Annotated in this window: 21 protein-coding genes and 1 riboswitch; of the genes, 9 read left to right on the plus strand and 12 right to left on the minus strand. The window is 63.3% G+C overall.

The window, feature by feature from the left end; genetic code table 11:
* Positions 1-546 precede the first annotated feature (546 nt).
* Together PARJ55_RS24125 and PARJ55_RS22500 are read left to right on the plus strand one after the other, a co-directional pair.
* Positions 547-711, plus strand: coding sequence for a hypothetical protein (locus PARJ55_RS24125; RefSeq protein WP_156929531.1), 165 nt, complete (start codon positions 547-549; stop codon positions 709-711).
* Complete coding sequence (locus tag PARJ55_RS22500) at positions 708-1,418, plus strand: AAA family ATPase (protein WP_051416342.1); 711 nt, start codon at positions 708-710, stop codon at positions 1,416-1,418. The genes PARJ55_RS24125 and PARJ55_RS22500 overlap by 4 nt, the downstream gene beginning before the upstream one ends.
* Here the strand turns inward: PARJ55_RS22500 and PARJ55_RS24890 are convergent.
* From PARJ55_RS24890 to PARJ55_RS23520, 7 genes are all read right to left on the minus strand, one after another.
* Positions 1,325-1,564, minus strand: coding sequence for a DUF4011 domain-containing protein (locus PARJ55_RS24890; protein WP_084637907.1), 240 nt, complete (start codon positions 1,562-1,564; stop codon positions 1,325-1,327). The genes PARJ55_RS22500 and PARJ55_RS24890 overlap by 94 nt on opposite strands.
* 270 nt (positions 1,565-1,834) lie before the next feature.
* Positions 1,835-2,566 carry a DUF1217 domain-containing protein gene (locus PARJ55_RS23505; protein WP_232215743.1) on the minus strand — a complete coding sequence of 244 codons (732 nt, stop codon included), beginning with the start codon at positions 2,564-2,566 and terminating at the stop codon, positions 1,835-1,837.
* Positions 2,567-2,625: 59 nt separating this feature from the next.
* The gene (locus tag PARJ55_RS23510; protein ID WP_084637909.1) at positions 2,626-3,030 is read right to left on the minus strand and encodes a flagellar biosynthesis repressor FlbT; all 405 of its coding nucleotides are present in this window, start codon (positions 3,028-3,030) and stop codon (positions 2,626-2,628) included.
* A complete protein-coding gene (locus PARJ55_RS23515) occupies positions 3,030-3,395 on the minus strand; it encodes a flagellar biosynthesis regulator FlaF (RefSeq protein ID WP_198019383.1) in 366 nt (121 codons plus the stop codon). Before PARJ55_RS23515 ends, PARJ55_RS23510 begins: the two co-directional genes overlap by 1 nt.
* A gap of 63 nt (positions 3,396-3,458) precedes the next feature.
* On the minus strand, positions 3,459-4,301 hold the full coding sequence (locus PARJ55_RS0118105; RefSeq protein ID WP_028714304.1) for a flagellin: 843 nt from the start codon (positions 4,299-4,301) through the stop codon (positions 3,459-3,461).
* Between the two features lie 162 nt (positions 4,302-4,463).
* Complete coding sequence (locus PARJ55_RS0118110; protein ID WP_028714305.1) at positions 4,464-4,778, minus strand: hypothetical protein; 315 nt, start codon at positions 4,776-4,778, stop codon at positions 4,464-4,466.
* Positions 4,775-5,023, minus strand: coding sequence for a rod-binding protein (locus PARJ55_RS23520; protein WP_371257437.1), 249 nt, complete (start codon positions 5,021-5,023; stop codon positions 4,775-4,777). Before PARJ55_RS23520 ends, PARJ55_RS0118110 begins: the two co-directional genes overlap by 4 nt.
* 126 nt (positions 5,024-5,149) lie before the next feature.
* Here PARJ55_RS23520 and PARJ55_RS23065 point away from each other — a divergent pair, with 126 nt between their 5' ends.
* Positions 5,150-6,307, plus strand: coding sequence for a flagellar hook-length control protein FliK (locus PARJ55_RS23065; protein WP_051416343.1), 1,158 nt, complete (start codon positions 5,150-5,152; stop codon positions 6,305-6,307).
* 11 nt (positions 6,308-6,318) lie between these two features.
* The gene (locus PARJ55_RS0118120; protein ID WP_232215744.1) at positions 6,319-6,987 is read left to right on the plus strand and encodes a flagellar hook capping FlgD N-terminal domain-containing protein; all 669 of its coding nucleotides are present in this window, start codon (positions 6,319-6,321) and stop codon (positions 6,985-6,987) included.
* Positions 6,988-7,303: 316 nt separating this feature from the next.
* Here the strand turns inward: PARJ55_RS0118120 and PARJ55_RS0118125 are convergent, their stop codons facing one another.
* From PARJ55_RS0118125 to PARJ55_RS22510, 3 genes are all read right to left on the minus strand, one after another.
* Positions 7,304-8,401, minus strand: coding sequence for an alpha-hydroxy acid oxidase (locus PARJ55_RS0118125; protein WP_028714307.1), 1,098 nt, complete (start codon positions 8,399-8,401; stop codon positions 7,304-7,306).
* A complete protein-coding gene (locus PARJ55_RS0118130) occupies positions 8,398-9,081 on the minus strand; it encodes a Fe2+-dependent dioxygenase (protein WP_028714308.1) in 684 nt (227 codons plus the stop codon). The genes PARJ55_RS0118125 and PARJ55_RS0118130 overlap by 4 nt, the downstream gene beginning before the upstream one ends.
* 129 nt (positions 9,082-9,210) lie before the next feature.
* Positions 9,211-11,466 (minus strand): TonB-dependent siderophore receptor, encoded by a 2,256-nt coding sequence (locus tag PARJ55_RS22510; RefSeq protein ID WP_051416345.1) that lies wholly within the window; start codon positions 11,464-11,466, stop codon positions 9,211-9,213.
* A gap of 377 nt (positions 11,467-11,843) precedes the next feature.
* Positions 11,844-12,033, plus strand: a riboswitch (cobalamin riboswitch).
* 90 nt (positions 12,034-12,123) lie between these two features.
* Between PARJ55_RS22510 and nrdH the strand changes: the two genes are divergently transcribed.
* The 4 genes from nrdH (at position 12,124) to nrdF (ending at position 15,927) form a co-directional block, all read left to right on the plus strand.
* Entirely contained in the window at positions 12,124-12,345 is a 222-nt protein-coding gene (gene nrdH, locus PARJ55_RS0118140) for a glutaredoxin-like protein NrdH (protein ID WP_028714309.1), read from the plus strand.
* Between the two features lie 10 nt (positions 12,346-12,355).
* Positions 12,356-12,784, plus strand: a complete 429-nt coding sequence (nrdI, locus tag PARJ55_RS0118145; protein WP_028714310.1) for a class Ib ribonucleoside-diphosphate reductase assembly flavoprotein NrdI — start codon at positions 12,356-12,358, stop codon at positions 12,782-12,784.
* Positions 12,766-14,892, plus strand: a complete 2,127-nt coding sequence (nrdE, locus tag PARJ55_RS0118150; protein ID WP_028714311.1) for a class 1b ribonucleoside-diphosphate reductase subunit alpha — start codon at positions 12,766-12,768, stop codon at positions 14,890-14,892. The genes nrdI and nrdE overlap by 19 nt, the downstream gene beginning before the upstream one ends.
* Before the next feature lie 63 nt (positions 14,893-14,955).
* Positions 14,956-15,927, plus strand: coding sequence for a class 1b ribonucleoside-diphosphate reductase subunit beta (nrdF, locus tag PARJ55_RS0118155; RefSeq protein WP_028714312.1), 972 nt, complete (start codon positions 14,956-14,958; stop codon positions 15,925-15,927).
* Here the strand turns inward: nrdF and PARJ55_RS0118160 are convergent.
* Entirely contained in the window at positions 15,924-16,889 is a 966-nt protein-coding gene (locus PARJ55_RS0118160) for a bile acid:sodium symporter family protein (RefSeq protein WP_028714313.1), read from the minus strand. The two genes, nrdF and PARJ55_RS0118160, sit on opposite strands and share 4 nt — an antisense overlap.
* A gap of 145 nt (positions 16,890-17,034) precedes the next feature.
* Here PARJ55_RS0118160 and PARJ55_RS0118165 point away from each other — a divergent pair, with 145 nt between their 5' ends.
* Positions 17,035-18,231 carry a PLP-dependent aminotransferase family protein gene (locus PARJ55_RS0118165; RefSeq protein ID WP_028714314.1) on the plus strand — a complete coding sequence of 399 codons (1,197 nt, stop codon included), beginning with the start codon at positions 17,035-17,037 and terminating at the stop codon, positions 18,229-18,231.
* A gap of 291 nt (positions 18,232-18,522) precedes the next feature.
* Here PARJ55_RS0118165 and glpK read toward each other — a convergent pair.
* The coding region (gene glpK / locus PARJ55_RS0118170; protein ID WP_028714315.1) for a glycerol kinase GlpK at positions 18,523-19,917 on the minus strand (1,395 nt) is incomplete at its 5' end.

Raw genomic sequence — 19,917 nt, forward strand, 5'->3', positions numbered from 1 at the left:
GGGCCCCTTTTGTGTCCTTGCTACAACCAATTATTGTCCACCGCTTCGACTGATCTTTACCTAATCAAGTAATTTCAATGCATTGGTTGGAAACGCTCAATCACCGCTTGTGGCCGTGATTTGCCGCCCAAGCCCAGACCCGGCCCGTTGACCACCGAGGCAAGGCCCGGCAAGGTCGTGTTAATCCGTTCCGGAGCGGTGGCGCGGCCTGACGGCTGCCGGATCTTCGGAGTTTCCGAACCCTCCCAATCCCGCCGGAAAGTGCCGCTTTTCCGAACGGCGGAGCCGTGTCTCGAAGGGAGATTGCGATGCCGCAACATGAGTTTCATCAAGGCTTTGCTGGCAGGCGTCAGGGCCGACAACGCCCTCTCATGGTCCTGGCGCAATCACCGCCCTGCCCCGATCATATTCCCGCTCACATGCGCTGAGTGAAAACCCGCCGGCATTCGTCCGTGCGACCCCTGCCCTGCAGCCATCTAATCCTGACTTACTGCCTGGCCAAGTGTTTGCCGGCCGCCGGTCGCACTTTGCCGAAAGGAATCCCGCATGTCGCGCATCCCGTTCCTTCTCGTCCGGACTTTCAACCCCGAAGAAACGCTCGCGTCGCTCGAGGATCGGTTCCTCCGGCATTTGGGTAAACTGTGCGGCGTGGACCCTTTCGCCGATAAAGCCTGGGAGCGCACTGAGCCGGAAACCGAAGAGCCCCCATGATCCGTATCGCTGACCGGCACCGGATCCGTCGACGGATCAAGCGTATCATGGAGCCGCGGAACGCGATCAGCGGGTTCGACCGCCTGAAGATCGAAGACCGTGCCCGGCTGAAAAAGCTGCACGACGGTGTCCGGCTCGTCGGCATCGTTTCGGAAGCCCATGCCGACGAGATCGCGGTCCGGTTGCACGGTGAACTCCCCTGGCTCACCCCTGCTTCCGAGTCCGTCTGGTGGTCGTTGCGCCGCTCGGTCCGCGATGGCCTTCCCGGTGTCAGACTGGAGCCGCTGCTCCTGGACGGCCCTCCGGGCATCGGCAAATCGGCTTGGGCACGCCATCTGGCGAACCTGCTCGGCACGTCGATCATCGAGATCGACGCCACGAACGAGAGCGCCAGCTTCGGCATCGTGGGGGCGCAGCGCGACTGGGGCAACTCAGCGCCGGGCCGAGTGCTGTCAGACATGCTCCGGCACAAGGTGGGCAACCCCATCGCGGTAATCGATGAAATCGAAAAGGCCGGCAGGCCCATTTCCATGAAAGGCAGCGTCTTCGACCTCCCCTCCGCCTTGCTGCCGCTGCTCGAGCCCTCGACGGCCCGACGCTGGACCTGTCCCTATCATGAACTCCCCTTCGATATGGGCTGGATCGGCTGGGTGCTGACCTCCAACGATGCCAACTTACTGCCGGAGCCTCTCAGCCGAATCCCATGAATCCGATCCAGGACATTCTCGAGCGACAGGTTTGTCGCGAAATCCTCTGGTCGTGCCCGCAGGCGGAACCGTTCCCCGGCCGTGCCACGTTCCAGCGAGACCGGGATCAGCAGCAGCGGCGCGTGACGGATATCCCGCACTCTCATCCCAAGGCAGAGCGGTTAGCTCGGACGGTTGCTGCCTTACGACTATTTGCACGATCAGAGCAGACGGCCATCACCCTCTGGTTGTGGTCCAAGAACGAGTCTTGATCCTAAACAGGGAACGCCAAAGCGCGCAAAAAGGCGTGTCAGAGGCCGGAGTTCTTCAGAGGCTTGTTAGGCGCTTGGGTTGCCATCAATGGTTGCGCGACCATTCCTTAAGAAAGCAAACGAGAAATTCCCAGCATTCAAGGTAACGGCAAACAAGCTGATTCGTCATGGGGGGCTGGAAGTCAGCAGAGCCAAGGCGACAGAGTAACCAGACGTTGCTGGAGACGCCTCCATCTGGCTACGGAGAAGATAACGTCGCAAAATGCTTTCAAGAGCCTGACCTGATGAAAACTGCGACACATCGTCGCTTCCAGTAAGCTTTGCAGTTTTTGTTTTTAGTTCAGAGAGTTGCCGGTCGACAGGAAGAGCAGAAAACCCACCCCTCAGCCCATAAGCCCCCTCGAATATCTGCCGAAGGGGTTTCGAAGCAAGAATCTGATACCATTTTGCATTTTCACTGATATCGGTTCTTGCAATCTCTCTGAGTTCGCGCTGAGCATTTAGAGCTAACTCTATTTCTGCGTACTGTTCACCGATGTTTTTCTCAAAGGATCTGGAATTATATCTTTCTAAAATTTCACTCAAATCCACATCCAAAGCTTCCGCTGCGTTAGAAAAATAAGCGGAGAAAGCCCGATTCAAGTTTAAATAGCGCTTGTCAGCAAGTCTGTTCACCAGGCTAGTCTTATCATCAGGATCCGCTTCAAGAACTTTCTTGATGAAATACTTGCTATTGATGTCTGCATCGAGCCCAAACGCTCGCAATGCTACGGTCAAAAGCTTTCGATCATTAACAAATGATTCGGCTGTTATGACCTCGGGCATTTTCCGAGAAAAGTAGTCTCGCGCGGTCTCCATGGCAGAGCTTTGGACAAAAGCATTACGTTGCGTGGTCATAGTGCGCGCAAGAATCTTCCAGCCAAGATAGCCCCCGGATCCAATGTGAACACTGTATGTCATGTTTCGCCCAAGGATACCAATCTCATTTCCCGAGGAAGAAGAAGTCTTAAATGCTTGAGCGTACGATAAAAATCGTTCTCGGTAATTGCGCTTGTGGCATGCGACAAAATGTTACGACTATCTGGATCCAAAAATATCCGTGATACCTGTTCGATGCCCAGGACAACTTGCCGGGTGGCTGCAATTTTTTCCGCATCGCCGGACAAAACGAGCTGACAAATATAGCAAAGCCGGGATATAGGGGAATTTACGGCCTCGGGATGAATAGCATCCTTTAGCCGCAGGATATTCGCATCGGTCGTACAGATCGAGATCTTTGCACGACGATCACCATTTTCAATGACGGCTCCATTGATAAGGATGCGCTCCTTTGGCGCCAGCTTGAGAATGAGTCCACCCATTACTTGATCTCCCCCCTTAGGCCTTTCATAACTCTTAAGTTGATTTCCACCAAGGATATGGCAGACAGTCTTTCTTCCACGACACGACGCCCTTGCTTGAGAGAAAAGATCGCCAATGAAAGAAGGCCGGCCTTTGTCTCCGCGGGCAAGCCATTCTCTGGATGTGCCAGATCTGCAGCCAACGCCGTCCATAGCTGATTGTTCGCATAGATGGCTTCGATCATTGGGGGATGATCGCTGTCTTCGATGGCTTTTTGTAGTTTTTGCGTGACCCGGGAAAAGGCAAGGTATTCGTTGTCCCTGTCTGTTCGGATGTACTGCGACCCGAAGTTCCTTTTCACGTCTTGAGATAATGCAAGATTCACGTTGATGGTCCTGTTCTAGACTCGATATTATGCGAAGGGCGCCCTTTAGGCACCCTTGCATCGTTAGCGGAACAGCGCGAGGATCGTCTGAGGGGCTTGGTTCGCGATCGACAGAGCCTGAACGCCCAGTTGCTGCTGGGTTTGCAGAGCCTGCAGGCGAGCAGAGGCTTCTTCCATGTCCGCATCCACAAGAGCGCCGACACCAACTTTCAGTGAATCGGCCAGTTCGGAAACGAAATTGGATTGGTCGTTGATCCGCTTCGCGGCCGTGCCCAGCTCTGCCGCACCTTTTTTCGCGACGTCAATCATCGCTTCGATGTCACCGATCGCAGTCCGGGCAGAGGCACTGTCGGTGATCGCCGTAAGCGTTGCCGCCTCGATGTCCGCCTCAAAGTCAACCGAGTCGACAGTGATGGTCTGAGCGGTCGTCGCAACCGTGCCCGAAGTGCGGTCCAGCGAGGCCAGAACCGAGAAGGACGTCGCGGTGCCAATCGGGTTGGTCTTGAGCAGATTGACCCCGTTCATCTGGGTGCCGTCAATGATCGAGACAATCTGTGCCTTCTTCTCCAGGATCTGATCGTTGACGGTTCCAAAGTCATTGGCATCGGTGCCGGCACTTGCAGCCAGATTCTTCATCTCCACCAAAAGCTCGTGGATCCGCTCCGCGCCAGCCCGAGCAGTAGTGACCACGGCTTCGGCAAGATTCAGGTTGCTTTGGAGGGTCTTGAAGGTCGACTGGTCAGTTTCCATGACCTTCGAGATGGCCCAGACCGCAGCGTTGTCCTGAGCGGTGGCAACTTTCTTGCCAGTGGAAATCTCATTCTGAGTCTTTGCCAGGTTGGCGTTGATGCCCTTAAGGGTTTGAAGGGCAACAATCGCGCTGTTGTTGGTCAGAATGCTGGACATTTTATCTCCGTTCGTTTGGGCTGTTTGCCCGTTTTCAAGATGAGCGGCCTTCTGACCGGAAGGACGGGCCTATGACCGTTTTGCGCCGATAGGGTTATCCGTCAGATGCAAATAAAGCCAGTCACTGATCGAAAAGCAAACAGATAGCTTAGACAAGTTTATTTAAAAACGCTGATCCCGGCCTTTCCCAACCTGACAGTCCACCTTTTGTCCTTGGCGATCATAAGTGTCGAGGTTTCGCGAGAGAGCAGTAATTTCATCAAGTTGGCGCTGCGCGGCAGAGAGGCCGTCCCGCATCGCTTCAGCAAGCATGCGAATGGAGCGAAGAACCTCGGCACATTCCGAGGCGGCTTCCTTGGAAACCTCACCGGCGGCGACGAGCGACTCAAATTTTTCCAAGTATTCTGTGGCTTGATCTGTCTTCATGGCAAGCATGCGCTCTCTTGCCTGCTGAAGAAGACCCAATGCTTTCGTCATCTCCGGACTCCGTCCTGCACAAAAAATCCGAGATCGATCCGGCCGACGATCGCCTTGGCATAAGCGTCGTTCAGCATGCTTGCAAACTGTGATTCCCCGACCCCTCCCCCAAACTCACCCGATTCTTCACGAGGTCCTGCATATTTTAACATTTCGGAAAGAAATGCCTGCTCGAGGCCATCTACCAACGGATTTCCCCTTGTTCCCGTCGGGATGGCGGCATCTGCCACGCGTGCGATTTCCAATCCGAATCTCCTTCTCGATAAAGTTTTCTTAATCCAGGACTTTACCTGTCACCGGTAAATATTTGGTAATCATGCTATGGCAATGTGGGGAAAGTTCTGACTGGAACGGGTTGTGGATGGATTTTGATGGATATCATGTGCCTGACCGCAGGAGGCGTCGCCGCGATCGCACCCGCTGTGACGAAGGGAGGGTCGAATCCCGCCATCGACCCGGATTTCGCGCGCTTTGTCGCTGTGACAGAAGGCAACGATTCTGCGCCAGTCGAAAGCTTGGTGCTGGCTGAACAGGATGAGGATGACGCCTTAACAGACCCGGAGGCGGCTGGCAGGGAGGTCGATCACGATACAGTCGACGAAGCCCCTCTCGCCGAACAAGGCGCCCTGATTCTTACTCATTCAAGGCTGTCGAAGAAGATCGCCCAGGCAGCCTCGGCTGAATCCGCGATGCAGCAGACAACGGGTTCTGCTCGAGTGAACGGGCACGACCCCCTGCCCTTCCAGAACGGCCTGCGAAAGCCCGAACGTTTTTCGCAGCTCTCAAAGCCGGCACAGATCGACCCTCTCGGGGGCGATACCTTCCCGGTGTCGTCTGAAGGGACCGATACCGATAACTCCGACCCGCGTCAGCCGGCGGGTCAGGAGTATGCGCCGGCCCTCCGGGGCATCTTCCAGGTCGCGGAGACCGGAACCCGTGGCATTCGGACGGGTACGGACATGTCGCCGGAGCCTGCTTTCGACCGAATCGCTCCAGCTTTGCTCCCCGAGATCGGCGAGCCAGAGCCCTTTTCGCCCCAAGCGGTTCAAGAGGTGGGCTCCGTCGGTAGCGACCAAATGAAGGTTCAAGTTTTGGGAGAGATGCCACAACCAAAGGCAGCGCATGCGCCAAGCTTCCAGGCATACCAGGTCGCCCGTCAGGTTGCCGACAGGTTGATGGGCAGGGCCGAAGGCCATCTGGAGGTGGTTCTCAGCCCCGAGGAACTGGGCAAGGTCCGATTGCTGATCACCGCAGGCGAGGCTCTTTCCGTGATGGTCTCTGCCGATCGGCCGGAAACCTTCGACCTGCTGAGGCGGCATGCGGACATACTGGCGAAAGAGCTGCGAGAAGCGGGTTTGGAGGGCGCAGACGTTTGCTTTTCGGAAGATGGCGATACTGCCGATGGTAGCAATGCCGCCAAGGTTTTCAATCTTCAAGACCGTCCGCCCTCCGGAAGGGAGGCTGATCCGGTCGTGGAAATGAAGCAGGCAGGCAAATCCTCCGATCACAGAATCGATCTCCGAGTTTAGGAAACACGACATTGACCAGCATATACGATTATTCAGCGATCAGCGGCATTGACACCCGCCGGCAAGCAGGTTCCACAAGTGCCCAGAACAGCTCTTCAACGAGCCAGTTCGAGACATTCCTGAAAATGCTGACCACTCAGATCAAGCATCAGGATCCGTTAAACCCAATGGAGGGAACGGAATTTGCCGTGCAGCTTGCAACGTTTTCGGGAGTCGAGCAGCAGGTACAAACCAACCAGTTGCTGCTGCAGCTTTTGCAGGGTGGCGGCGGCGGCGAACTTGGTCAGCTGTCGAGCTGGATCGGCCGCGAAGTTCGGACCAGCCGCCCCGTCTGGTTCGATCAACAACCCCTGACGTTGACGATAGACGGCGTTGCTGATGCGGACAGCGCGACTCTCGTTACGCTTGATGAAAACGGCAATGAAGTCCTGCGGGAAAATATCGGACCCGGCTCGGGTGAGATCGATTGGCTGGGCAAGCGGACGAATGGTGCCTTGCTGCCTTCGGGATTCTACAGTTTCCGGATCGAGGCGACCAGGAACGGAGAAATCATCTCGTCGCGGGACATCGAGGCTTATAGCCGCGTGACGGGTGTCGAGATGACCGGAAACGGTCCCAGGTTGATCTTAAGCGGTGGAGGGTCGGCGATGGTCGGGGAAATAAGCGCCCTGCGTGCGTGATCGTGGACCGGGGATCCATAGCGGCAGAGGGATCGCAGCCAGTATGGGGAAGAGCGCCCCGTCAGTGGTCATTTTGCCCGACCGCTGCCCGGCTCACCGACGTCGGAGGGCTATACGGTCCGGCAAGGACTGCTGCCAAGGCAAGGGGAGAGGCAGGATTGAAGGCGCACTTCCTTGCTCGACCGCAAGGGTTCAAAGGCAGCTGGGATGCCCGCCGCGCAACTATGGCTTAACCACGCGCGCGAGAGGGCGGGGGCGACGCAGTTCGCCCGCCCAACAATCGGCAGCCTGGCAGAATCACCGCAAACGCCGCGCATCAGTGACCGGCATCTGCGGGCCAGAGCACGGATGCATCGATCTCGGCCAGGCGGCGGCGCCCGGTCAGCGCCATGGCGACCTCGAGTTCCGCACGAAGAATGGTCAGCATATGCGCCACCCCGGCCGCGCCCCCTACCGCCAGGGCGTGGATCTGCGGCCTTCCGACCAGCACTGCCGCAGCCCCGAATGCCAGGGCTTTCAGCGCATCGGTGCCGCGCCGGATGCCGCCATCGCAGAGCACCGGGATGCGGCCCGCCACCTCCCGAACCACGACGGGCAGCGCCTCGGCCGTTGCGGGCAGCGTGTCGAGCGCCCGGCCGCCATGGTTCGAGACGATCACGCCATCCACCCCGGCCTCGACCGCGCGACCGGCGTCATGCGCTGACATGACGCCCTTCAGCAGCAGCGGCAGCCGGGACTGCGACTTCAGCCAGCCGATATCCTCCCAACGTGGCGCCTGGTCCAGCAGGCCAAGGAAGGTCGCAGCCCGCCCCGGCTCGCTGCGGATATGCGGCGGGCGCAAGCCGTCCAGGTTGACGGCGCGCAGTCCCTCGGGCAGGGCGAATCCGGCACGGGTCTCCATGTTGCGGAGGCCGTTCACCGGCGCGTCCACGGTCACGACCAGCGCGCGATAGCCCGCCGCTTCGGCCCGGCGGACCAGCGACAGCGTGTCTGTGGGCTCGGGCTGCATGTAGAGTTGGAACCACAAAGGCCCCTGCGCGCGGGCGGCGATCTCTTCGAGCGAGAGGCCGGATTGGGTCGAGACCACCATCAGGCTGCCGGCCGCCGCGGCGCCAAGCGCGGTCGCATGTTCGGCCTCGGCATGGGCGAGGCCGTGAAAGGCCACCGGCGCCAGCAGGAAGGGATGCGGCAGGTCCAGGCCGAAAAGCCGCAGGGCAGTATGCGCGTCCCGCATGTCGCAAAGCAGGCGCGACTGCAGCCTCAGCCCCTGCCAGGCGGCCAGATTGGCGGCGGCGGTCAGCCCGTCCGCGCCGGCGCCATCGACATAGGCCCGCACCGGCGCGGGCAGGATGGCTGCGGCCAGGCGCTGATAATCCTCCAGCGCCACGACGTCGGGCGGAATGGCCTGCGTCAAATCTCGGACCAGTGGCGGATCATGTTGTGATAATGCGCCGTGAGGCCGGTCACCGCCGGATCGTCGTCGGGCAGCATCGCGCGGATGCGCATGATCGACTGGTCGAGGTCATAGAGCATGTGCCGCCGCCAGTCGTCCTTGACCATCGATTGCGCCCAGAAGAACGATGCCCAACGCGAGCCGCGCGTCACCGCCGTCACCGAATGCAGCGAGGTGGCGGGATAGATCACGGCATGGCCCGCCGCCAGCTTGACGCGATGCTCGCCATAGGTGTCGTGCACGACCAGTTCGCCGCCGTCGTAATCCTCGGGCGGGGTCAGGAAAACCGTGGTCGAGACATCGGTGCGGATGCGCTGGCCGGTGCCGGGGACCATGCGGATCGAGCCGTCCACATGGGCGCCGAAGGTCATGCCCTCGTCATAGCGGTTGAACATCGGCGGCAGCACATGCAGGGGCAATGCGGCCGAGGAATAGACCGGACTGCGCCCCAGCGCCCGCAGGACGATGCCGCTGAGCTCGCGCGCCACCGGGCTGTCCACCGGCACCTGCAGGTTCTTCTTGACCTTGGCCGCCTGGTCGCCAGCGGTGCTGCGGCCGTCGACCCAGTCGGTGCCCTCCAGCACCTGCCGGATATAGGCGACTTCTTCGGGCGTCAGCAGGTCCGGAATGGTGACGAGCATGGGATTCTCCTGCGGTGCATCGAGGCGCAGGATAGAACCGGCGTCCCGAGAAGTTAAGCGTTTCTGTCGGTTATTTTGGCGCCAGCCGCGGCAAGGGCGACCGACAGGCCGCCCCTGCGGGTTGATGCCTCAGAACGCGTGCTTCAGCGTCAGCACATAGTTCCGCCCCGGCTCGATATTGGCGAATTGCCCGCTATGCGAGTCGGTATAGATCTGGCGGTCGAAGACGTTGTTGACATTGAATTGCAGCGCCGTCGCTTCGGTCAGCTTGTAGGCGGCCATCAGGTCGGTGCGCCAGCTCGACGGCAGCCCGGCATCGGCATCGCCGTTCTGCGAATAGCTGGCCATGCGCTTGCCCGTATAGGTCACGCCGCCGCCCAGCATCAGTTCCGGACTGTAGTCATAGGTCGTCCACAGCGAGAAGCTGTTGCGCGGGATCTTCACCACCTGCCTGCCGGTGCCGGGGTTCGGATAGGGATCGCCGCCGCCGCGCGGGGTGGTCCAGCCGCCGTCCTTCAGCTTGACGTCCTGATGGACATAGCCGCCCCAGATGCCCCAGCGCTCGGTTATCTGGCCGGCAAAGCCCAGCTCGACGCCCTTGGCGGTGGTCTTGCCGATATTCTCGGTCTCGCCCAGCGAGTTGGTGACGCGGGCATTGTCCTTCTCGGTCCTGAACAGCGCCGCGCTCAGCTGAAGCTGGTCGTTCAGCACCAGCCATTTCGTGCCGATCTCGTAATTCACGCTGCGCTCGGGATCGAGGCTGTCCAGATCGTCCGAGGCATTGCTGCCGCCGGTGCCCGCGCCCTCGCCGGCCGGGTTCGAAGAGCTGCTGACCGAGGCGTAGACCGAGCCGTTCGGCGCCGGCTTGTAGACCACGCCCAGCATTCCGTTCAGGAAGTCGGAATCGTTGCGATGGCTTTCGCGCGGATTCTCGTCGGTGGCGTGGGTGACGCTGTTGACGCTGTAATCGTCCCAGCGCAGGCCCACCGTCGCCTCCCATTGCGGGGTGAACGTGATGGTGTCCAGCGCGTAGATGCCGCGCGACTTGGTGGTGCTGTAGCCGGTATCGCCGCCGCGCTCGATGCTGCCGCCCCAGGGCGCGCCGGCATCCGGATTCTCGTAGGGCGAGGTCGGCATAGGATCGGGGTTGACCACCGTCAGCCGGCGGGTGGTGGCGCGGGAATTGGCGATGTCCACGCCGACCGCAAAGCTGTGCTCGACGCCCCCGGCCTGCGCTTCGCCCGAAAGCTGGGCGTTGAACGACACGGTCTCGTTCACCCGGTCCGAAGCCTTGGAGCTGCGCGACACCAGCCCGTCGCTGCCCGAGGTCGGCGAGGTCACGACATAGGTATTGGTGTCGCGCGCCTTGCGCAGCGCCGTGGTCAGCCGCAGGCTGTCCGAGAATGCGTGCTCGAACTTCAGGTAGCCCGAGGCGGATTCCACGTCGCGGAAATCGCGCGCATGCAGGCCATAGAAGGTATCGGGATCGACATCGGCCGGCAGGAACGGGTCGATGCGGGTGCCCGAGCCGCGCCGCCATTCGGCAGGCGTGGTGGCATTCGACATCGGCACGCCATAATCGGGCGTATCCTCGTCCTTGTAGTAATAGAGCCCGGCGGTGATCTTGCTGTCATCGGTCAGCCGATAGCTGAAGCTCGGCGCCACCCCGAACCGCCTGGACTCGACACCGTCGCGCCCGCCCAGATCGTCGGCGCGCTGCCCCATCAGGTTCAGGCGCAGGCCGAGGGCGCCGAATTCGCGGTTCGAATCCAGCGTGCCGCGGAGATAGTTGCCGGTTCCGTAGGACAGCGCCACCTGGTCAAAGGCGCCCGGCTGCGGGGTCTTGCTGTTCAGGCTGATGGTGCCGCCGGTCGAACCGGCGCCGGAATAGACGCCGCCCGGCCCCTTGTTGATCTCGATCGATTCCAGGTTGAAGGCCTCGTATTGCGTGCGCGAGGCATTGCGCATGCCGTCGATCAGCAGGTCCTGGCTGGCCTCGAAGCCGCGGATATAGGGGCGTACGCCCTGCGGCACGCCGCCCTCGCCCGCGCCCAGCGTGACGCCCGGCGTGGTGCGCAGCACGTCGGCGACCGAGGTCTGGCCGCGCTCCTCGATCTCGCGCGCGGTGACGACGGTGACCGAGCGCGGGGTGTCGAGCAGCGGCGCGGTGGCCTTGTCCGAGGTGCTTTCGGTGACCTTGTAGCTTGTCTCGGCCTCGTTGCCCTGCTGGCGGCGGATGACCACCGTGTCCAGAGTGACGGTGTCCTGCGCCTGTGCAGGGCCGGCCACGCCGGCCGAGATGGCCAGCACCGGCAGCAGGCCCAGGGTCGGCAGCAATTGCGCTGCGCCCCCCGTGACCGGCGGTTTCGGATGGGACTTGTTCATGGATTGCTCCCGGCACAAAAGAAATCGCTGCCATCCGCGAGGATGGAGGCGACAGGAACGTGCTGGCTCAGCAGAGTGGCTTGCGGTGAAACGAGCCGGGAGGGGGAGCAGTCGCCCCCTGTCCTGGCCGCGCGTGATCCATGCAAGAGGGTTAATTGTCGCAAATTGTCAAACGACGCTGCGTAAAATCCCGGATCGGCAGGCCCGACTGTTGCAGCGATTCAACAATCCGGATGCTCTCCCGTCGGAAAAGGTGCCGCAACTCTCGGCCGGGATGCAAGTGGCGCCCGCCCCGCGGGCGTTCGAAAGCCCACCAGATGTTCCAATGGGCGGGCAGTTTCCCACTAGATGTGGATTGACCTGCGTGGCGGAGCGTGGCTAACTGCAGGGGTCATGGTTACCTCCGGGGCGACTCGGGGATCAACAGGGAAGCCGGTGCAAGGCCGGCACTGCCCCCGCAGCTGTAAGCGGAGAGCGACGCTGGAATGCCACTGGGGCCAGCCCCGGGAAGGCCAGCCAAGCCGGGACCCGCGAGTCAGAAGACCTGCCATGGCGCGAAAGGACGAAACCGTGCGGCGGGCGCGGGGCTGAAGCGGTTCCGATGGCGCGGTCATCGGGCGCGGCCCCTGCTTGCCGACAGAAAGAAGGAGCAGAGGCATGACCATCACCGTTTATTCCAAGCCCGCCTGCGTGCAATGCACCGCCACGACCCGGGCGCTCGAGGCGCGCGGCCTGCCCTATCAGCTGGTCGACCTGACCGAGGATGAGGCGGCGATGGAACTGGTCACCTCGCTCGGCTATCGCCAGGCGCCCGTCGTCGTCGCCGGCGAGGCGCATTGGGCGGGTTTCCGGCCCGACATGATCGGCCGGCTGTCCTGAACGCGCGGCCATGGGCGGGCACCGGGGCGAACTGGTCTATTATTCCTCGGGCTCGGGGAACACGGCGCGCTTCATGGCGCGGCTGGGGCTGCCGGCGCTCCGCATCCCGGTCTCGCCGTGCGAGATCCTGCCCGAGCCCGGCCGGCCCTATGTGCTGATCTGCCCGACCTATGCCGATGGCGCGGGGCGGGGCGCGGTGCCGAAACAGGTCATCCGCTTCCTGAACGACCCCGGGCGCCGCGCGCTGCTGCGCGGCGTGATCGGCGCCGGCAACCGCAATTTCGGCGCCACCTTCGCCCTGTCGGCGAGGGTCATTTCTGCTAAATGCGACGTCCCCGTGCTGTATCGATTCGAGCTGGCGGGCGACGACAACGATCTTTCCCGCGTCCGGGCGGGGCTTGAGAAATTCTGGGGGACGGAATGCTTGACAATGGCGTAAAGGCCGTGCTGGACCATCACGCGCTGAACGCGATGCTGAACCTTTACGACGGCGAGGGCCGCATCCGCTTCGAGGCGGATCGCAAGGCCGCGCGGCAATATTTCCTGCAGCATGTCAACCAGAACACCGTGTTCTTCCACAATCTCGACGAGAAGCTGCGCTATCTCGTCGACGAAGGCTATTACGAGCCCGAGGTGCTGGACCAGTATTCGCGCAATTTCCAGCGCGCGATCTGGGATGCTGCCTATGCGCGGAAGTTCCGCTTCCCGACCTTCCTGGGCGCCTTCAAGTATTACACCAGCTATACGCTGAAGACCCGCGACGGCCAGCGTTACCTGGAACGCTACGAGGACCGGGTGGTCATGGTCGCCCTGACGCTGGCGCGCGGCGACGAGGCGCTGGCCATGCGCTTCATGGAGGAGATGCTCTCGGGCCGCTTCCAGCCGGCGACGCCCACGTTCCTCAATGCCGGCAAGAAGTCCCGTGGCGAGCTGATCTCGTGCTTCCTGCTGCGGCTGGAAGACAACATGGAGAGCATCGGCCGCTCGATCAACTCGGCCTTGCAGCTCTCGAAGCGCGGCGGCGGCGTGGCGCTGATGCTGACCAACCTGCGAGAGGCCGGCGCACCGATCAAGGGGATCGAGAACCAGTCCTCGGGCGTTATCCCGGTGATGAAGCTGCTGGAGGACAGCTTCAGCTATGCCAACCAGCTGGGCGCGCGGCAGGGCGCGGGCGCGGTCTATCTGAACGCGCATCACCCCGACATCCTGCGCTTCCTGGACACCAAGCGCGAGAATGCCGACGAGAAGATCCGCATCAAGACGCTGTCCCTGGGCGTGGTGATCCCCGACGTGACCTTCGAGCTCGCCAAGCGCAACGAGGACATGTATCTGTTCTCGCCCCATGATGTGGAGCGGGTCTACGGCCTGCCCTTCTCGGAGATTTCCGTCACCGAGAAATATGCCGAGATGGTCGACGACAAGCGCATCAGGAAGAAGAAGATCAATGCCCGCGCCTTCTTCCAGACCCTGGCCGAGATCCAGTTCGAGAGCGGCTATCCCTATATCATGTTCGAGGACACGGTGAACCGCGCCAACCCGGTCGCCGGCCGCATCAGCATGTCGAACCTGTGCAGCGAGATCCTGCAGGTAAACGAGGCGAGCACGTTCAACGAAGATCTGAGCTATTCCCATTTGGGCACTGATATCTCATGCAATCTCGGCTCGCTGAACATCGCCGCGACCATGGACGGGCCGGATTTCGGCGCGACCGTCGAGGCGGCGATCCGGGCGCTGACCGCGGTGTCGGAGATGTCGGCCATCGACGCCGTGCCCTCGATCCGGCGCGGCAATGACGAGGCCCATGCCGTGGGTCTGGGCCAGATGAACCTGCACGGCTTCCTGGCGCGCGAGCGCATCCATTACGGCAGCCCCGAAGGGATCGAGTTCACCTCGGTCTATTTCGCCGCCGTCGCCTATCACGCCATCCGCGCCTCGAACCTGCTTGCCCAGGAAAAAGGCCGGACGTTCAAGGATTTCGAGAAGTCGAAATATGCCGACGGCTCGTTCTTCGACAAATACGTCACGCGCGACTGGCTGCCCTCGCTGCCCGAGGTCGCCCGGGTCTTCGAGGGCATCGCCCTGCCCACGCGCGAGGATTGGGCCATGCTGCGGGAATCGGTGATGCGGCACGGGCTTTACAACCGCAACCTGCAGGCGGTGCCGCCCACCGGCTCGATCAGCTACATCAACAACTCGACCAGCTCGATCCACCCCATCGTCGCCAGGATCGAGATCCGCAAGGAAGGCAAGATCGGCCGCGTCTACTATCCCGCGGCCTTCATGACCAACGAGAACCTGGACTATTACCGCGACGCCTACGAGATCGGTCCCGAGGCGATCATCGACACCTATGCGGCGGCGACCGAACATGTCGACCAGGGCCTGTCTCTGACGCTGTTCTTCCCGGCCGAGGCCACCACGCGCGACATCAACCGCGCCCAGATCTATGCCTGGAAGAAGGGCATCAAGACCATCTATTACATCCGGCTGCGCCAGACCGCGCTGGAAGGCACCGAGGTGCAGGGCTGCGTCTCCTGCACGCTTTGAGCCGGGGGTTTCACACCCCCGGACCCCCGTGGGATATTTAGACAAGAAAGAAAGGTTCTTCGGATGAAGGATCATGCCCTGCGCACGCCCTTGCGGGCGATCAACTGGAACCGGCTGGAGGACGAGAAGGACCTGGAGGTCTGGAACCGGCTGACCGTGAATTTCTGGCTGCCCGAGAAGGTGCCGCTGTCCAACGACGTACAGAGCTGGGCCACGCTGCGGCCAGAGGAGCGCGAGCTGACCATCCGGGTCTTTACCGGGCTGACGCTTCTGGACACCATCCAGAACACCGTGGGCGCGCCTGCGATGATGCCCGATGCGCTGACCCCGCATGAAGAGGCGGTCTTGTCGAACATCGCCTTCATGGAGGCGGTGCATGCGCGCAGCTATTCCTCGATCTTCTCGACGCTGTGCCTGACGCCCGAGGTGGACGCGGCCTTCCGCTGGGCCGAGGAAAACCCGCATCTGCAGCAGAAGGCGCGGCTGGTGCTGGAGGAATACAAGGCCGGCTCGGACCCGCTGAAGCGCAAGATCGCCAGCGTGTTCCTGGAAAGCTTCCTGTTCTATTCCGGCTTCTACCTGCCGATGTACTGGTCGAGCCGCGCCAAGCTGACCAATACCGCCGACCTGATCCGGCTGATCATCCGCGACGAGGCGGTGCATGGCTATTACATCGGCTATAAATACCAGCGCGGTCTGGAGCGGCTGGGCGAGGCCGAGCGCGCGGCGCTGAAGGATTTCGCCTTCGCGCTGATCTTCGATCTCTACGACATCGAGGCGAAATACACCGCCGAGCTTTACGACGGCATCGGGCTGACCGAGGACGTCAAGGCCTTCCTGCATTACAACGCCAACAAGGCCTTGCAGAACCTGGGCTATGAGGCGCTGTTCCCGCCGCAGGCCTGCGAGGTCAACCCGGCGATCATGGCCGCCCTGTCGCCGGACAGCGAGAACCACGATTTCTTCAGCGGCTCGGGGTCGAGCTATGTCATCGGCAAGGCGGTGGCGACCGAGGACGAGGACTGGAATTTCTAGGGTCGGTTCCGCGCCAGCCGCTGCGCGATGGCCGAGCAGACCAGCAGCTGCGTCATGTGATAGATCATCACCGGCAGCACGATCGCACCCACCGCCGCGGCCGGAAAGATCGCCGTGGCGATGGGCAGCCCGCTGGCGAGGCTTTTGGTCGAGCCGCAGAAGAACAGCACCGCCTGGTCCTGGGGCGGCAGGCGGAACAGCCGCCCGGCACCGACCATGCCCCCCATGGCCAAGGCCAGCAGCAGCGCGGTGACCAGGAAGCACAGCACCAGCCCCGGCACCGGGATCGCCGACCAGATGCCGGCGACAGTGCCGGCGCCGAAGGCGGAATAGACGATCAGCAGGATCGAGCCCCGGTCCACCACCATGGTCAGCAGCCGGTGGCGCTGGACGAAGCCGCCGATCCAGCGCCGCAGCAATTGCCCGGCGACGAAGGGCAGCAGGATCTGCACGGCGATCTTCTCGATGGCGTCGAGGCTGGCGCCGCCCCCCTCCTGATGCAGAAGATGCGTGACCAGCAGCGGCGTCAGCACCACGCCCACCAGGTTCGACAGCGAGGCCGCGCAGATCGCCGCCGGCACGTTGCCGCCCGCGATCGAAGTGAAGGCGATCGAGCTTTGCACCGTCGAGGGCAGCACGGCGAGAAACAGCAGCCCCAGCGCCAGCTGTGGTCCCAGCACGCCGCCGAACAGCGCGGCCAGCAAAATGCCCAGGGCCGGGAACAGCGCATAGGTGGCGGCGAAGGTCAGGCCCTGAAGCCGCAGGTTCAGCAGCCCCGCACGCACCGAGGCCGGGTCCAGCTTGGCGCCGTAAAGAAAGAACAGCAGCGTCACCGCCCAGAAGGTGGCGCCGCGCAGGATCTCGGCCGCGATGCCGCGGGCGGGCAGGACCAGCCCCAGCAGCACCATGCCGATCAGCAGCAGCATGTAGGTGTCGATGCCGATCCGTTTCAGTGCCTGCATTCCCTGCCCCTTCGCGCTGTCGCGCCCCTGTCTGATATACATCCGGGCCGGGCACAAGCCGGGGCGCGGCGCAAAGGCACGACCCTTGCCCCGCTGGCAAAAAACGGTCACAGCAGGATCATGCCCCGATGAAACGGTACCGACGATGCGCCCCGCTTTTGCCCCCTGGCTGTCCTGCAGCAACGATGTGACCTCGGTCTTTCTGGCGGCGGGACAGGTGCCCGATCTGGTCAACCTTGCCGGCGGCCTGCCCGAGCCCTCGGTCTGGCCGGTCGAGGAACTGGCCGATCTTGCCGCCGAGGCGATCCGCAACCACCCCGACGAGACGCTGGGCTATGGCCCGATCCCCGGCCTGCCGGCGCTGCGCGACCTGATCGCCGCCCGCTTCTCGACCGAGGCGCTGCGGCTTTCGCGCGAGAACGTGCTGATCACCACCGGCGGCATGCAGGCGCTGGAACTGACGGGCAAGGTGCTGTTGCAGCCGGGCGGGCTGGTCGCGGCGCAAAGCCCGGCCTATCTGGGGGCCCTCGACGCCTGGATGCCGCATGCGCCGCGTTACCGGGCCATGCGGATCGAGAGCAATGGTTTCGACCCCCATGCCGCGCTGGCGGGGGCGCAATTCGCCTATACGGTGCCGAATTTCTCGAATCCCAGCGGCCGGCTGGTGGCCCTGCCCGAGCGGCAGGCGCTGGTCGCCGCTGCCCATGCCACCGGCACCTGGCTGATCGAGGACGACCCCTATGGCGCGCTTTACTATGAGGGCGAGCCCCTGCCCCGGCTGCTCGACCTGTCGGGGGCCGAGCGGCCCGGGCCCTATGACGGCCCGGTGGTCTATATGGGGTCGCTCTCCAAGGAACTGGCGCCGGGGCTGCGCATCGGCTGGGTGATCGCCGCGCCCGAGATGATCGGGGCGCTGGCCACCGCCAAGCAGGGCTCGGACATGTGCACCAGCGGGCTGTCGCAAATGCTGGCGCTGCGGGCGTTGCAGGCGGGCATGACCGACCGCATCCGTCCCGAGGTGCTGGCGATCTATCGCGCCCGGCGCGACGCGCTTTGCGCCGCGATGCAGCAGCATCTGGCCGGGGACCTGGACTGGCAGGTGCCGGTTGGCGGCATGTTCGTCTGGGCGACGGCGCGCGATCCGCGGCTGGATACCGACCGGCTGCTGCATCATGCGATGGCCGAGGGGGTGTGCATCTCGCCCTCCAGCGTCTTCGATCCCGAGGGGCTTGACCGCCGCTCGCTGCGGATCAACTTCACCCTGAACCCGCCCGAGCGGCTGGAGGAGGGCTGTCGGCGGCTTGCCCGCGCCATCCGCGCCGCACTGGCCGAGGCGGGCTGAGCGCGCCAGCCCGGCCAGAAAGGCGGCAGGGCCAGCAGCTTCGCGGCATCTCTGGATAAGGCGCGACAGGACCGGGCCTCATCGCCCCTTGCCCGCCTACCGGAGCGCGCCGCAGCCGCCAGGCCGAAGCTCGCCCATCCGCTTCGGCCCTGCTTTGAGACGTCGCGGCGGAAGGCGATGCCGGACCATGGCGCAGGACCCGGATCATCGCCGGGGCGTTCTGCGCCTGGCCGCGGCCGAAGATCACCCGGCCCGGCAGGGCAAAGGAAAACCCGCTCATGCCGTCCCCGCTCATGCCGCCCCCATCGTCGCTTCCACGGCGCTTTTCCACCTTGCGTATCGGGCCTCGCGCTCGCCCTCGGCCATGGCGGGCTCGAAGCGGCGCTCCAAGGCCCAGGCGCGGGCGAAATCCTCGGGCGGCGGGCACAGGCCCGCCTGCAGCCCCGCCAGATAGCCCGCGCCAAGCGCCGTCGTCTCGGTCACCCGCGGACGGTCCACCGGCGCGCCCAGGATGTCGGCCAGGAACCGCATCGTCCAGTCGCTCGCCGCCATGCCGCCATCCACCCGCAGCACCCCCGCAGCGGCGCCCGGCCAGTCCGCCCGCATCGCCTCCCACAGGTCGCGGGTCTGGAAGCCCACGCTCTCCAGCGCCGCCCGCGCCAGCTCCGCCGGACCCGAGTTCCGCGTCAGCCCGAACACCGCGCCCCGGCAGTCCGGCCGCCAATAGGGCGCCCCCAGCCCGGTGAAGGCCGGCACCAGGACCAGCTCCTGCCCCGGATCCGCCGCCTCGGCCAGACCCTGCGTCTCGGCCGCCGAACGGATGATCCCCAGCCCGTCGCGCAGCCATTGCACCACCGCCCCGGCCACGAAGATCGAGCCCTCCAGCGCATAGCTCGTCCGGCCCCCCAGCCGGTAGGCGATGGTGGTCAGCAGCCGGTTCTTCGAGGCCACCATCTCCTCCCCGGTGTTCAGCAGCGCGAAGCAGCCGGTGCCATAGGTCGCTTTCATCATCCCGGGCGCGAAACAGGCCTGGCCCACCGTCGCCGCCTGCTGGTCGCCGGCGACGCCCAGGATCGGGATCTCGCGCCCGAACAGGTCGGCCCGCGCCATGCCGAAATCGGCGGCGCAGTCGCGCACCTCGGGCAGCAAGGCCATGGGGATGTCGAAAAGCGCGCAGATCTCGGCGTCCCAGCGGTTCTCGGCGATGTTGAAAAGCAGGGTGCGGGCGGCATTGGTGGCGTCGGTGGCATGGGTGCGGCCCCCGGTCAGGTTCCAGATCAGCCAGCTGTCCACGGTGCCGAAGGCGAGCTCGCCGCGCCGGGCGCGATCGCGGGCGCCGTCGATATTGTCGAGCAGCCATTTCAGCTTCGAGCCCGAGAAATACGGGTCGAGCAGCAGCCCGGTGCGGGCGGCGATCATCGGCTCGTGCCCCTCGGCCCTGAGCCGGTCGCAAAGGGCGGCGGTGCGGCGGTCCTGCCAGACGATGGCGCGGTGCAGCGGCCGGCCGGTCTTGCGGTCCCAGAGGAGCGTGGTCTCGCGCTGGTTGGTGATGCCGATGGCGGCGATGTCGCCGGCATGCAGCCCGGCCTTCTCCACCGCCGCACGCGCCACCCCCGCAACGCTGACCCAAAGATCCGAAGCATCGTGCTCGACCCAGCCGGAAGACGGGAAATGCTGCGGGAATTC

The organism is Paracoccus sp. J55 (assembly GCF_000513975.1).
Classification (GTDB): Bacteria; Pseudomonadota; Alphaproteobacteria; order Rhodobacterales; family Rhodobacteraceae; genus Paracoccus.

Bases quoted from the DNA above. Each gene is read 5' to 3' on its own strand.
- nrdE (WP_028714311.1), top strand. From the start codon at position 12,766: ATGCTTGACAATGGCGTAAAGGCCGTGCTGGACCATCACGCGCTGAAC.
- PARJ55_RS0118110 (WP_028714305.1), bottom strand. From the start codon at position 4,778: ATGACGAAAGCATTGGGTCTTCTTCAGCAGGCAAGAGAGCGCATGCTT.
- PARJ55_RS23510 (WP_084637909.1), bottom strand. From the start codon at position 3,030: ATGGGTGGACTCATTCTCAAGCTGGCGCCAAAGGAGCGCATCCTTATC.
- PARJ55_RS0118160 (WP_028714313.1), bottom strand. From the start codon at position 16,889: ATGCAGGCACTGAAACGGATCGGCATCGACACCTACATGCTGCTGCTG.
- PARJ55_RS0118165 (WP_028714314.1), top strand. From the start codon at position 17,035: ATGCGCCCCGCTTTTGCCCCCTGGCTGTCCTGCAGCAACGATGTGACC.
- PARJ55_RS23505 (WP_232215743.1), bottom strand. From the start codon at position 2,566: ATGACCACGCAACGTAATGCTTTTGTCCAAAGCTCTGCCATGGAGACC.
- nrdF (WP_028714312.1), top strand. From the start codon at position 14,956: ATGAAGGATCATGCCCTGCGCACGCCCTTGCGGGCGATCAACTGGAAC.
- PARJ55_RS0118105 (WP_028714304.1), bottom strand. From the start codon at position 4,301: ATGTCCAGCATTCTGACCAACAACAGCGCGATTGTTGCCCTTCAAACC.
- nrdH (WP_028714309.1), top strand. From the start codon at position 12,124: ATGACCATCACCGTTTATTCCAAGCCCGCCTGCGTGCAATGCACCGCC.
- PARJ55_RS22510 (WP_051416345.1), bottom strand. From the start codon at position 11,466: ATGAACAAGTCCCATCCGAAACCGCCGGTCACGGGGGGCGCAGCGCAA.
- PARJ55_RS24125 (WP_156929531.1), top strand. From the start codon at position 547: ATGTCGCGCATCCCGTTCCTTCTCGTCCGGACTTTCAACCCCGAAGAA.
- PARJ55_RS24890 (WP_084637907.1), bottom strand. From the start codon at position 1,564: ATGAGAGTGCGGGATATCCGTCACGCGCCGCTGCTGCTGATCCCGGTC.
- PARJ55_RS22500 (WP_051416342.1), top strand. From the start codon at position 708: ATGATCCGTATCGCTGACCGGCACCGGATCCGTCGACGGATCAAGCGT.
- nrdI (WP_028714310.1), top strand. From the start codon at position 12,356: ATGGGCGGGCACCGGGGCGAACTGGTCTATTATTCCTCGGGCTCGGGG.
- PARJ55_RS0118130 (WP_028714308.1), bottom strand. From the start codon at position 9,081: ATGCTCGTCACCATTCCGGACCTGCTGACGCCCGAAGAAGTCGCCTAT.
- PARJ55_RS23065 (WP_051416343.1), top strand. From the start codon at position 5,150: ATGGATATCATGTGCCTGACCGCAGGAGGCGTCGCCGCGATCGCACCC.